This window comes from Shewanella sp. ALD9 (genome assembly GCF_002836315.1).
In the GTDB taxonomy this organism is placed as follows: domain Bacteria; phylum Pseudomonadota; class Gammaproteobacteria; order Enterobacterales; family Shewanellaceae; genus Shewanella.
Genome location: NZ_PJCD01000004.1, coordinates 94,344 through 107,122 on the forward strand (window position 1 = coordinate 94,344; position 12,779 = coordinate 107,122).

Consider the following 12,779-nt stretch of genomic DNA (forward strand, 5'->3'; position numbering starts at 1 on the left):
ATACCTGTTGTAGCATCAATCGAGTTTACACCATGGATAGGGCACCCTTTATGGTAAAGCAATTATTACGCAAGTTTTCTGGTCGTGATGGCAAATTATTGTCAGCACCGGTTTTTGCTGTATTTGCTACGTCTGCATTGGCGTTATTGTTAAGCCAAGTATTGATGGCCAACGAAAGTAATTCGGCCAATAGTAAGGCCTGTGTCTGCAACAGCACCACCAACTACAATGCAAGTTTACCCAGTAGTCACCCTACAAATCGTTGTGCAGAGCAGTCGAATGATGTCAGTTGGGGTAATTGGATTACGGGTAATAGCCGTTCAAGCCAGTTTCACTTTATTGATTTACTTGAGTTAATCCACGGTCACAAAGACAAACCTTTGAATGACATGCCAACCTCAGGCAACCCAACTCAGATATCGCGTTAATGTCTATTTGGCGGGTATTTAGCAGCACTGTAGCGGCCTTTTTTGGCGTGCAGACAGAAAAAAATCGCCAAAAAGATTTTCAAAATCAATCCCCATTACCGTTTATCATTATGGGCATTATCTTAGCCATTGCCTTAGTCATTTCCCTAATACTCATCGTAAACCAAGTATTAAGTTAACGGATAGCTTTCGTTATCCGCTCTTTGCAGCATTACTCTTCTTCACGATAATGATGATCATATAGCGCCATAATTTCATCCACTTTATTGCGTGAACCGCCTTTAGGGCTAATATTACGCTGTACCGAAATCGTTGAACAAGATGCACCACGATATAATTCTCGCGTTAACGGAATATCATGATTACTGATCAATACCGGAATATTTCTCTCATGAGCAATAAGCCGTGAATGACGAGCAAGTAATGCTTGATCATCTAAGCTAAAACCCGGACCTGCATAAGTGGTGAAACTGGCTGTAGTTGATAACGGCGCATAAGGCGGATCACAATAAATAACGTCACCGCTGTTCGCCATATCAAAGGCTTGTTCGTAACTGATACATTTAAAGGTCGCTTTTTGCGCTTTTAATGAAAAATAACGAATTTCAGTTTCTGGAAAATAAGGCTTTTTGTACGAACCAAACGGCACGTTAAAACCACCTTTGCGATTATATCGACATAAGCCATTAAAACCATGGCGATTCATATACAGAAAATATACCGAACGAATGAAAGGATCGCTACAGAGATTAAATTCAGCACGAATACGGTAATAAGCATCTTTGTCATTCATATGATCGACAAACATGGCCTTTGCCGCTTGAATATATTTATCTGGCTGTTGCTGAACAATTTGGTATAAATTGATTAGGTCTTGGTTGATGTCACACAATAAATAATCATCAAACTGTGTATTGAGGAATACAGAACCTGCCCCAACGAAAGGCTCAATCAGTCTATTTCCAGCTGGAAGGTGTTTTGCTAGCTCATCAACGAGCTTATATTTACCGCCTGCCCACTTTAGAAAGGCTCTATGCTTTTTTATCATGAATAGGAATTATGCCAGCAAAATTAAAGCTGATGATTGTACTCTGTTTAACGACAATTATCATCGGATAAAGCAGATTTATTCGTTGATTTTTCATCCTATTGACTTGGATGCTGCAGAATATGAAGATTGTTAATCTTGTCGCTTATAATCACTTAAGTCAGCCCACTTTCTTACCCAGGGAGCCGCTAATCCATATTGTTTCTGAAGGCTTTTAGCTTTTGCGGAGGCTGCCGATGCGGTTTCAAAATCACCCAGCAATATAACGTGGCGTTGTTTGTAACTCATTATGTAAACTTGCGGCTCTTTTGCCAGTTTAACTAAAATCGGTGTAAGTGAATCTTTGTCATTCACACTGGCAAGTTGCAGCGTAAAACCTTTCACTTTTAAATTCGGGGTATTATCTCGCTCAACAATATCATTCGGCTTACTTACCGTATTAACTTGCGCTTTGGGTAACTTACCTTGGAAAGATAAGCCTTTTAATGATGAATTAACCACTATGTCAGTATGATTATCTGCAGGAATATTTTCTATGAGGTTAGTCTCACCTTCCTCTACTAGCGAACTGTCAGCAATGATTTGCTGCTCAATGATCAAGTGCGCTTGTTCATTGGCTCTCGACTTAGTTAAGGCCAATTGCCTATGGGCAAAATAAGCGCTTAATGAACTGTCGGCATAACCAATGACATATTGAGCTGCTTTAACACGCACAGCGGATTGCTCTGCTGTTAATACTGGCGACAATGATGCCGAAATAGGAGGAGGTAATTGTGTACTTATGCCCCACCAAAGCGACACACCAGCCAATATTGTGATAAAAGCTATCATCATTTTAACTGACAGAGACCAAGATGATTGCTCTGTTTGTGGCTCTTCTAATGCTAACGCTAATAATTGAACCACTTCAGCTGGCGTCCCCTGCTGCTTCTCTAATTGCTTATGGATAATTTCACGTGGAATAAACGGTGTTTGCCGACTCCGCAATAATAAACTTTGATAGAGGCCATCGCGCTCGGGTACCGATAAAGGTTCAATAGTCACAGGCAGTAATCTAGCACGAATATCATCAGTTAATTCAGCTACTAAGGTATGCCAAAAACTGGGGGTAACGGTCACTGTAACTGCAACAGGTTTACCTGCACAATGAATTTGGCTCAGCAGAATACACTCAGCCCAAATATCTTTAGGCAATAAATCGGCATCATCGATGATGATATGTAATGGTTTTTTTAAACTAGATTGGATTCTCAGTACGGTGTCCATCAAAGGACGTTCATCATCAAAAATTGGCGCGGAGATTAATTGAACCAGAATTTTTCGACGAATTTCAGCGCTATCAGCGTGTTGAGGACAAATGATCAATGCTGAATTGTAGTCATCTAGCTCACTGGCTAATGCAGCCGTCAGTGTCGACTTACCTGAACCGTTATCACCACAAATAACCAACAACTGTTCGCTATAACTAGCAATATGCTGTAAACGCTGAATGAGCGCTTCTTGGGTAGGGAGTAACAATAGTCCTGGAGTCGTCAATGATTCACCACACTATAATTTATAGCTAGCATAGTTATATGCGGAATAATTTATACGCAGCTAATAACCTGTTTCAATAAGTCTTCACTCACATCACTAAAGACATCAGCTTTGCCTATTTCTGTAGGTAATACCAAGCGGATTTTACCACCTAATACTTTTTTATCTCGACGCATATGCTTGATAAACTGTTCAAAACCCATCGACTCTGGAGCCGTTATAGGTAAATCAAACGCTTGCATCAATCGGCAAATACGCTCGACACTTTGCTCATCTAATAGATTGAGCTTACATGCTGTTTGAGCCGCTAAAACGGTACCAGCAGAGACAGCTTCGCCATGTAACCAAACACCGTAGCCCATTTCAGCTTCGATAGCGTGCCCGAAGGTATGCCCAAGGTTTAATAACGCTCTTACACCTTGTTCAGTTTCATCTTGTGCGACAACATCTGCTTTAATCTGACAACATTTAGCGATGGCATAATTTAACGCGTCAGTTTGAAGCGATTTTAACGCATCTACATTTGCTTCAAGCCACTGGAAAAAGTCAGCATCCCAAATAATACCGTACTTAATCACTTCAGCCATACCTGCAGCAAACTCATTTGCGGGTAATGTCTGTAAGCAAAGCGTATCGATAATCACTGATTTAGGCTGATAAAATGCACCAATCATATTTTTCCCAAGAGGATGATTAACAGCCGTTTTACCACCAACTGAAGAATCAACTTGGGACAGTAATGTAGTTGGCACTTGAATAAACTCAATTCCACGCTGATAACACGCAGCCGCGAAACCAGTCATATCACCAACAACACCACCACCTAGTGCGACTAATACCGAGTCTCGGGCAAAGTTATGCTCAAGTAATTCGGTAAAAATATAATCTAGATGTTGTAAATCTTTAAATTTTTCGCCATCCGGCAAAATAACCGTTTCAATGCGCGCGCAAGCGCTCATCGCTTGTTGTATCTGTTGAAGATACAACGGAGCAATGGTGTCATTTGAAACAATTAAGGCTTTTTTGTTTGTTAGGTAGCGAGCAAATAGCCCGCTATCATTCATCAAATCCTGGCCAATATAAATGGGGTAACTTCTATCACCTAATTGAACCTGAATCTGTTGCATGTTGTTACCTAAAAGCCAAGTTGCTCGATAATTTGGTTTGCGACGATTTTCGCGCTTTGCTCATCAGTCTTAACGATAACATCCGCAATTTCCTCATATAGAGGGTTGCGAATTTCCGCTAAGCTTTCAAGCACTTCACGTGGATCATCTACTTGTAACAACGGGCGACGCTTATCACGCTGCGTGCGCGCGACTTGTTTGTCGATAGTTGTTTCTAAGTAAACCACTATACCTCGAGCAGAAAGATAGTTGCGGATATCTTTACTCTGAACAGAACCACCACCTGTCGCGAGAACGATACCTTGCCTTTCTGAAAGATCACCGATGACTTGAGCTTCACGTCTACGGAAGCCTTCCTCACCTTCGACGTCAAACACCCAGGCAATATCTGCACCGGTACGTTGTTCAATCTCATGATCTGAATCGTGGAAATCTAAATGCAGCATTTGCGCCAGATGGCGACCAATTGTGCTTTTACCTGCGCCCATAGGGCCTACCAGAAAAATATTGCGTTTTTCAGCCATTTCGTATACGTCTGAATCTTATATGAAAGAATGCCTTATCGACTTAAACTCAAGCCGACCTATAATTTAACCTTGCTCTAATGAGACTTGACGGAGGATTATCTCAGTTAAGGGCTACCGCTTGCAAGTCATCACAGCTATTTATCATGATTTTATTATGTCACTGATGTTTAAAACCTCAAATAAAAGATAATGTTTTCGATTAAGTCTTTGTTAATACAAAGACTATAGGCCGATTAGCACTGCACTATCTAATTAAAGTTAATACCTTAAAACTTTAAGGAAGTTGCCATGATTACCACTAAAACGATAATTTGTTCGATTGGAGTAACGTTTAGTGATGCGCTATTTAACGCATTTAGCCATTACTCCCCCATAAATCACTGTCATAAAAAAGCCAGCAATTAAGTAGCTGGCTTTTTATTATTGCTATAGCGTGTAAAAAAATTAACGTTTGTCAGCAACAATCTTAGGGGTTACAAAAATTAATAGCTCTTGGCGCTCATTTGTGTCGGTTGAATTTCTAAATAAGAAGCCAACTAACGGAATATCACCCAGAACCGGAACTTTGCTTACTCGGCTAATGAGATTCTGTTGGTAAATACCACCTAACACAATCGTTTCGCCATTATCTACGAGTACCTGAGTACCAATACGCTGAGTATCAATCGCAACCGCTTCACCAACCGCTGTAGCGACTGTTTGCCCTTGTGAATCTTGAGTTATTTCCAAATCAAGAATCACTCGATCATCTGGCGTGATTTGGGGCGTTACACGTAATGATAACACAGCTTTCTTAAAACTAACTGTTGTTGCGCCGCTTGATGCTGACTCAACGTATGGGATTTCAACACCTTGCTCAATGTATGCCGACTTCTGGTTAGATGTGGTAATACGTGGGCTGGCAATGATCTCACCTTTGTTTTCTTGCTCTAATGCACTTAATTCTAAATCGAGTACTGTACCGTCTGCCAATTTAGCCACATGGAAAGCGATACTGGTCGCCGAGCTTGCTGCTGCCGGTAAATTAACATTGAGGCGATCGTCAATGCTTGGAATAGTACCGTTAGCAATACTCGTTGCTCCTCCAATGGTGCCAGATGTGCCCTTAGAACCTTGTTGATCGGTTATGCCCCAGCGAATCCCGAGATCTTCAGATACGTCGTCTTTCACTGTCACCATACGCGCTTCGATTAGCACTTGTTTAATAGGAATGTCTAATACTTCTATTAAGCGGTGTACGTTTTCTAAAATCTCAGCCGTATCTTTTACCAGTAACGTATTTGTACGTTCATCAACAGCAACACTACCACGAGATGATAATAACGTTGAATCCGTAGTTTTAAGTAACTCGGCAATATCGATCGCTTTAGCATAGTTTATTTGTAAGTATTCAGAATATAGTGGTGCTAACTCTTTTACTTCTTGGCGATTCTTCAGATCGTTACTTTCGCGAATGGCAAGCTCTTCACTCGGTGCCACCATTAAAATATTGCCTTCAATACGCTTGTCGAGACCTTTAGTTTGCAATATAAGATCTAAAGCTTGATCCCAAGGCACATCATCTAAACGTAAGGTAATCTCACCTTCAACGGTATCGCTGGTCACTAGGTTAAAGTTGTTATAATCAGCAATAATTTGCAACACAGTACGCACTGAAATATTTTGGAAGTTTAGTGATAATGAACGACCATTATATTTCTTTGCCTCTTTAGCGACAGAGACACGCTCAACTTTATCGACGCTAACTTTAAACACATTGCCATCTTGGCGGTAGTTATAATCATAGTTGCCATCAACATCCACCAAAATACGGGCAGTTAAATCATCTTTAAATGTTTCAAAACTATTTACCGGTGTAGCAAAGTCTTGTACATCCATAACGTAAAGTAAGTCATTGCCAATATCGGTGTTATAAAGTTTTATTTCAAGCTTTGAACCAACTTGTTCTACATTCGCCGCTACAGAACGATTGCTAAGATTGAATAATATTTCTCCACCGCCGGTTTTATTGCGGCGAAAATCAATACTACTAATACCATTAACAAATGGATTGTTTGCTTCTACCGGACCAGACACATCATCATTAATAGTTAATCTATAACTATTACCAACAATTTTACCTTGATATGGTTTTACGTTAGACATTGCAACAATGATTTGTAAATCGCCACCTTGTTGTTGTGTAGTTAACTCTATTACACCAACAGCGTTTATCGGAATTTTACTTTTATTTAAATTAGAAATAGTGTCTGAGAAATTCAACATAATTTCTGCTGGGTCTGCAGATAAATCCACAGACGGTGACACTATTGATGATTCAAAAATTAACTCTAATTCTAATTGGTGATCAACCATTGAATGATATTTGACGTCCATAAGACGATTAGCAGCTATCGCACTAGGTATTAAACCCATTAATAATACTGCGCCTAAAAACGCTCTAAAAAATAATAACTTTGTTATTGCTTTTTTTATCGCGGCAGAAGATTCCATTATTCTCTCATCCTTCGCACGTTATTTTCCTGATAATTCTAAATTGCTGGATCTTTCTGCCCAACAACCTGAACCATCAGGGATTAATTCTATAATTTCGATAAATTGCGGCGTTACTTTAGCAATTCGGCCATGATAAAGCCCTAAATACTCACCTACACCCATGCGATAAACATTGGCATCACTAGATTCGACTAAAGCCCAAATAGTACTCTCTTCACTCAATGTTCCGCGCATTCTTAAATTGTCTAATGCATAAGTTTCTAAGCGACCTTTGCGACGTTTCAAGTCTGGTTGTAAACAATCTCTAGATGTATCAATCACCTCTTCTGTCAATTCCCTTGATGGTGGAACAAAAGGACTGCGCATTAATTCAGCTTGATAAGCAAAATGTTCAAACTTCGGTGTTTGCTTTAATGGTGGTATACGGGCAACGTGTTGCGCCTTTGTAGTAGTAACAAATAGCTCTAAATCGCTGCGTTCGCCAATACAACCACTCAATAAAAACACCATTGATAACAATAAAGGCAAAAATTTCATTATTTCTGCCCCTTATCGGCCTGTTTCGTTAATTCAGCCCCTTCTTTAAAACGATACGTTTTGGCGAGAATATCCATTGATAATCCACCGGCATCGTTCTGCTTGATAGTAAAATCATGCAAACTGACAATTCGAGGTAATTTGGCAACACCACTGACCATATTACCCATTTGATGATAATCACCTACTACTGACATCTTTATCGGAAATTCAATATAGAAATCACGTTCAATTTCATCATCCCAATCTAGGCTATTAATTCTGAGGCCAGCATCAGTTGCAACAAATGTTAAATCATCTAATAAACCTGGCATTTCATTTTCGGATGGTAGCATTTTAAGCAATTCGGCAAACTGCACCTCCATCACGTCTAATTGTTCACGGTATAGCTTAAGATTAGCTGCTAAACGATATTTAGTTTCAAAATCTTCACGAAGTTGAATTTCTTTTTGCTGTTCAGCTTCCATTTGATCGATCGAATCTGAAATAAACAAATAATAACTAGCACCGATAACACACACAGATAAAAATGCAGCAAAGACAATTTTTACCAGCTTGGGCCAACCACCAATATTTTCAAAATCGATATCGTTAAATTGATCTAGGTCGAGATTCATTTTCTCGCTCCTTGGTTCGGATCAACATTAGTGACTTGTGAATCATCACGGATAGTGACACGTAATTTAAACCGCTGTAACTGTCTTAATTCTTCATTTTGCGTCACAATCGATTGCATACTCGGATCGTTAAGATAAGAAGATGTTTTAACTTTTCTCATCATATTCGCGACGTTATTATTTGATTCGCTTCGTCCTTCGATTAATAACACGCTACCTTTTTTCTCTATACTTGAAAGATAAATACCCGGTGGCACTATTCGGACTAATTCATCTAAAACATGAGTAGGTAAATTACGCGACTGCTGTAAGTTGAGAATAATTTCAGTTCGACGTTCAATATCTTTTTTACGTTCGGTAATTTTTCTAATTTCTGCTATTTGGGTATCAAGTAAGGTAATTTCTGATACTAAATATGCATTACGCTGACGCTGATCTTCAGTGACAACCTCTAGAAAACCCAAAAATAAATATACTACAAGTGATGTCACTAAAAAAACTAACGCTAAAATACCGATAAAATCGCGTTTTTGCTTCTCTCTAGCTTCTTCACGCCAAGGTAATAAGTTTATGTTCGCCATTGAGCATAACTCCTTAGCGCAAGACCACATGCCACCATATATTTACTCATATTAGGTTGAAGTTGACTTTTCATCACATCATCTGCATGCAAACACCCCTGAAAAGGATCTGCAACTATGGTATGAGTGCCTAACTCATTAGTTAGTAATTCAACCATTCCTTCTAGCTTAGCTGTACCACCACACAAAACGATATAGTCAACTTTTTCACGTCCACTGGCAGTACAATATATTTGTAAAGTTCGTTTAATTTGTTGTAACAATTGCATTTGAAACGGAGATAAAACTTCGAACATATAATTACGCGGTAATTGTCCAGTAATCTTAGCGCGTTCAGCCTCATCATGGGGCATCCCATAAAATGACACAATTGACTGAGTGAATAACTCACCGCCAAAAGCTTGCTCACGTATAAACGTCGTGTCACCATTTTCAACCACAGAGAATGTGGTCATATTGGCGCCGATATCAACCATGGCGATTGATTTATCTTTAGCGCCATCAGGTAACTGACCATAAATTAATTCTGCAGAGCGTCCAAGTGCATAAGCTTCCACATCAACAACTTTAACGTCTAGTTCAATGGCATCCAAAGAGTCTACACGTGAATCAATATTTTCTGTACGGCATGCGCTCAGTAATACGTTAACTTTGGTTGGGTCGGTAATATTCGGGTTAAGCCTTTCAAAATCGATGCTGACTTCATCAAGTGAATAAGGAATAAGATTGTCAGCTTCAATTTCAATTTGAGCTTCCATCTCCTCTTCATTTAACGCTGCATCCATATAAATGACTTTAGTCATAACGGCAGAGCCAGAAACCGCGACAGCTGCAAACTTTAGGGATTTAGGTAAACCCCGTCGAATCTGTCTTAGCGACTCAATTACCGCTTCAGTATCACGAATATCATGATCGACCACAGCTCCCTTTCTAACAGGAACTGACGCATGATTTTGAATTTTATATCCATCCGCAGTCTTGCTCAACAAAATGGCTTTTATTTCATGAGACCCAATATCAATCCCAACCATCTGAGGTGCTTGACGCTTCCACAATTTAGAAAGCATAGTCCGTCATCACAATTCTATTATTATTTTCTAAGAGATTAGCACATAATCAACTCGTTATAAGTATTTGTATAAAATGTTTCAGCATTTTACAAATTATATTTAGTTATTTCATGTTTTACTTCACCAAAAACTCTCCCGCTTATATACTACCGCTACTATTTTTGATTTATCTGGAATTATTGAGTGAAGTGGTTTAAACGTTTATTAATTGCATTTTTTAGCCTATCACTACTTGGCATTGCTGCTATAGCTGCCGCTTACTTTTATGTGCTACCTGACTTACCCGATGTTAATTCGCTAAAGACGGTCCAATTACAAACTCCGCTGCGTATTTACAGCCGCGATGGCAAACTGATTTCTCAATTTGGTGAGAAACGTCGCATACCTGTCGAGTATGAAGAAGTGCCCTTTCAGTTAATTAATGCCGTACTCGACACTGAAGATGCGCGCTTTTTTGAACATAATGGTATTGATCCGATTGGTATTATCCGCGCGGCAATCATATTAATAACAACAGGTAAGAAAAGCCAAGGTGCAAGTACGATTACACAACAGGTTGCCCGAGGATTTTTCTTATCTAACGAAAAAACATACATTCGTAAAGTAAAAGAAATCTTCCTTGCATTGAAAATTGAAAAGGCGTTATCGAAAAAAGAAATTTTAGCTCTTTATTTAAATCGTTCATTCCTAGGTAACCGCGCTTATGGTGTTGGTGCTGCTGCTCAAGTCTATTATGGTAAAGAACTGAGCCAATTGACACTACCAGAAATGGCAATGATAGCAGGCCTACCACAAGCTCCATCTGCAGCTAATCCAATTAGAAACCAATCACGTGCGATATCTCGTCGTAATTGGGTATTGAGTCGTATGCTAGAGAAACGCAATATTACTCAAGCAGAATATCAAGAGGCGATCAGTAGCCCATCGACCGCGAAATACCATGGTGCTGAAATTGATTTATACGCTCCGTATGTTTCAGAAATGGCGCGTGATTACATGATCCAGAAATACGGTGAAGAAGCAGCCTATACCAACGGCTACAATGTCTACACCACGATATCATCCGAACTCCAATTGATGGCGCAGGAATCATTAAGAGATAACGTTTTTGCTTATGATCAACGCCATGGATTCCGTGGTCCTGTGACTGAATTATGGACTGATACTCCGCTCGACCATGATGAGATTGTCGCTACGTTAAAACGCACCGACTCAATGCAGGGCATTATGCCCGCTGCAGTTATAAGCGTTCAAGATCAACAAGCACAGGTAATGGATGACAAGGGCGAACTGATTACACTTGAATGGAAAGGCCTAAAATGGGCGCGTAAGTTTATAAGCGATAAACGCCAAAGCTTACCACCAAAACAAGCCAGTGATATTTTGACCGCTGGTCAACAAGTGTGGATCCGTCATAATGGTAAGTATTGGCAATTGTCTCAAATACCACAAGTCTCTAGTGCGACAGTGTCACTTGAACCTCATGACGGTGCGATTAAAACCCTCGTCGGTGGATTTAGCTTTAGTCAAAGTCAATTCAACCGAGTGACTCAAGCTAAACGCCAATTAGGTTCCAATATTAAACCTTTTATTTATGCTGCTGCGTTAGAAAAAGGTTACACACTGGCTACGCTCATCAATAACGCTCCGATTAACAAACCAGATACCCGTCAGGGCACTGCGTGGCGTCCTAAAAACTCACCAGACATTTACGGTGGTCCAACACGTTTACGTGTCGGTTTAGCTCAGTCTATTAACGTTATGTCAGTCAGAGCGATGCGCCACACAGGCTTAGATGACACTATCAAAAAACTAGTACAGTTTGGTTTTGATCCGAGTGATTTACCCCGAAATGAATCGTTAGCATTGGGTTCACCTTCAGTGACACCGTTACAGGTCGCCACTGCATTTAATAGCTTTGCAAATGGTGGTTATTTAGTTGAACCTTACTTTATCGATCGCGTGACCGACTCATACGACAACACGATTGAACAAACCATTCCCGCTATTGCATGTAGCAAACCAGTCCCCTCTGTTGAAGATGATGTGGTTATTGAAGATCCATTTGCTGCGATGGCTGAAGAATTCTCTCAGCAAACTCCAGAAGCATCAGTAGATACATTAGATGGAGAAGTTGAAGCAACGTCCATTACCGCTGAACAAAACATTTGCAGTAATCCACAAGCTCGCTTTGCTAAGCGAGTCGTTTCAGAACAAACTGCATTTTTGATCACTGAAGCGCTAAAGAGCGTAATTTGGGGCGGCGGCGATTGGAGCAAAGGTACTGGTTGGAATGGTACAGCTTGGCGTGCATCTAAATTAATTAAGCGTCATGACATTGCGGGTAAAACAGGTACAACTAACGAATCTCGAGACACTTGGTTCAGTGGTTTTAACCCTACACTTACAGCAACATTCTGGGTTGGTTTTGATGACCATGGACGTCAGCTAGGGCGCTCAAGCTGGATGGCTACCGGCGAACCAGATCAGATATCAGGTGCGGAAGCGGGTGCTAAAACCGCTGGTCCTGGTTGGAATGACTATATGAATAAGGCCCTGTCTGGTACGCCTGAACCTTCTGTTATCCCGCCAAAAGGAATTGTATCTGCACGTATTGATTTAGCGACTGGCAAATTGACTCGCAAGACAGACCACACTACCGAGTTTGAGTATTTTGTTGAAGGTACAGAACCCAAAGAATATGTTACTGAAACACAGCAAAGTGGCGATATTTTTATCGACAATGTTGCTGAAGATTTATTTCAATAATAGGGTTTAAAATAAATTGATTAAAAAAGCCATTCAGTCGAAT

At 40.1% G+C, this 12,779-nt stretch carries 12 protein-coding genes; 3 read left to right on the top strand and 9 right to left on the bottom strand.

Annotated features, from left to right (window positions below):
• The first annotated feature begins 50 nt into the window (after positions 1–50).
• Both CXF88_RS13265 and CXF88_RS13270 read left to right on the top strand, forming a co-directional pair.
• On the top strand, positions 51–428 hold the full coding sequence (locus CXF88_RS13265) for a hypothetical protein (protein ID WP_242445156.1): 378 nt from the start codon (positions 51–53) through the stop codon (positions 426–428).
• Complete coding sequence (locus tag CXF88_RS13270; protein WP_101087304.1) at positions 428–607, top strand: DUF2970 domain-containing protein; 180 nt, start codon at positions 428–430, stop codon at positions 605–607. Before CXF88_RS13265 ends, CXF88_RS13270 begins: the two co-directional genes overlap by 1 nt.
• A 32-nt stretch (positions 608–639) precedes the next feature.
• On the opposite strand, the gene CXF88_RS13275 is transcribed toward CXF88_RS13270, so the two are convergent.
• The 9 genes from CXF88_RS13275 to CXF88_RS13315 all read right to left on the bottom strand — a co-directional run bounded on the left by CXF88_RS13275 (position 640) and on the right by CXF88_RS13315 (position 9,964).
• Entirely contained in the window at positions 640–1,476 is an 837-nt protein-coding gene (locus tag CXF88_RS13275; protein WP_101087305.1) for a Dam family site-specific DNA-(adenine-N6)-methyltransferase, read from the bottom strand.
• A gap of 132 nt (positions 1,477–1,608) precedes the next feature.
• Positions 1,609–3,012 carry an ATP-binding protein gene (locus CXF88_RS13280; protein ID WP_101087306.1) on the bottom strand — a complete coding sequence of 468 codons (1,404 nt, stop codon included), beginning with the start codon at positions 3,010–3,012 and terminating at the stop codon, positions 1,609–1,611.
• A gap of 50 nt (positions 3,013–3,062) precedes the next feature.
• A complete protein-coding gene (gene aroB / locus CXF88_RS13285) occupies positions 3,063–4,139 on the bottom strand; it encodes a 3-dehydroquinate synthase (protein WP_101087307.1) in 1,077 nt (358 codons plus the stop codon).
• 8 nt (positions 4,140–4,147) lie between these two features.
• On the bottom strand, positions 4,148–4,663 hold the full coding sequence (gene aroK, locus CXF88_RS13290; RefSeq protein WP_011635865.1) for a shikimate kinase AroK: 516 nt from the start codon (positions 4,661–4,663) through the stop codon (positions 4,148–4,150).
• A gap of 447 nt (positions 4,664–5,110) precedes the next feature.
• Complete coding sequence (locus tag CXF88_RS13295; protein ID WP_101087308.1) at positions 5,111–7,159, bottom strand: type IV pilus secretin PilQ family protein; 2,049 nt, start codon at positions 7,157–7,159, stop codon at positions 5,111–5,113.
• Between the two features lie 21 nt (positions 7,160–7,180).
• Complete coding sequence (locus CXF88_RS13300; protein ID WP_101087309.1) at positions 7,181–7,699, bottom strand: pilus assembly protein PilP; 519 nt, start codon at positions 7,697–7,699, stop codon at positions 7,181–7,183.
• The gene (locus CXF88_RS13305) at positions 7,699–8,316 is read right to left on the bottom strand and encodes a type 4a pilus biogenesis protein PilO (RefSeq protein ID WP_101087310.1); all 618 of its coding nucleotides are present in this window, start codon (positions 8,314–8,316) and stop codon (positions 7,699–7,701) included. Before CXF88_RS13305 ends, CXF88_RS13300 begins: the two co-directional genes overlap by 1 nt.
• Positions 8,313–8,897, bottom strand: coding sequence for a PilN domain-containing protein (locus CXF88_RS13310; RefSeq protein ID WP_101087311.1), 585 nt, complete (start codon positions 8,895–8,897; stop codon positions 8,313–8,315). The genes CXF88_RS13305 and CXF88_RS13310 overlap by 4 nt, the downstream gene beginning before the upstream one ends.
• Positions 8,885–9,964: a pilus assembly protein PilM gene (locus CXF88_RS13315; protein WP_101087312.1), complete on the bottom strand. Its 1,080-nt coding sequence runs from the start codon at positions 9,962–9,964 to the stop codon at positions 8,885–8,887. The genes CXF88_RS13310 and CXF88_RS13315 overlap by 13 nt, the downstream gene beginning before the upstream one ends.
• 186 nt (positions 9,965–10,150) lie before the next feature.
• Here CXF88_RS13315 and CXF88_RS13320 point away from each other — a divergent pair, with 186 nt between their 5' ends.
• Positions 10,151–12,736: a PBP1A family penicillin-binding protein gene (locus tag CXF88_RS13320; RefSeq protein WP_101087313.1), complete on the top strand. Its 2,586-nt coding sequence runs from the start codon at positions 10,151–10,153 to the stop codon at positions 12,734–12,736.
• The last annotated feature ends 43 nt before the right edge of the window (positions 12,737–12,779 follow it).

Coding starts and splice junctions, on each gene's coding strand:
- CXF88_RS13265 (WP_242445156.1), top strand. CDS start 51: ATGGTAAAGCAATTATTACGCAAGTTTTCTGGTCGTGATGGCAAATTA.
- CXF88_RS13270 (WP_101087304.1), top strand. CDS start 428: ATGTCTATTTGGCGGGTATTTAGCAGCACTGTAGCGGCCTTTTTTGGC.
- CXF88_RS13275 (WP_101087305.1), bottom strand. CDS start 1,476: ATGATAAAAAAGCATAGAGCCTTTCTAAAGTGGGCAGGCGGTAAATAT.
- aroB (WP_101087307.1), bottom strand. CDS start 4,139: ATGCAACAGATTCAGGTTCAATTAGGTGATAGAAGTTACCCCATTTAT.
- aroK (WP_011635865.1), bottom strand. CDS start 4,663: ATGGCTGAAAAACGCAATATTTTTCTGGTAGGCCCTATGGGCGCAGGT.
- CXF88_RS13295 (WP_101087308.1), bottom strand. CDS start 7,159: ATGGAATCTTCTGCCGCGATAAAAAAAGCAATAACAAAGTTATTATTT.
- CXF88_RS13300 (WP_101087309.1), bottom strand. CDS start 7,699: ATGAAATTTTTGCCTTTATTGTTATCAATGGTGTTTTTATTGAGTGGT.
- CXF88_RS13305 (WP_101087310.1), bottom strand. CDS start 8,316: ATGAATCTCGACCTAGATCAATTTAACGATATCGATTTTGAAAATATT.
- CXF88_RS13310 (WP_101087311.1), bottom strand. CDS start 8,897: ATGGCGAACATAAACTTATTACCTTGGCGTGAAGAAGCTAGAGAGAAG.
- CXF88_RS13315 (WP_101087312.1), bottom strand. CDS start 9,964: ATGCTTTCTAAATTGTGGAAGCGTCAAGCACCTCAGATGGTTGGGATT.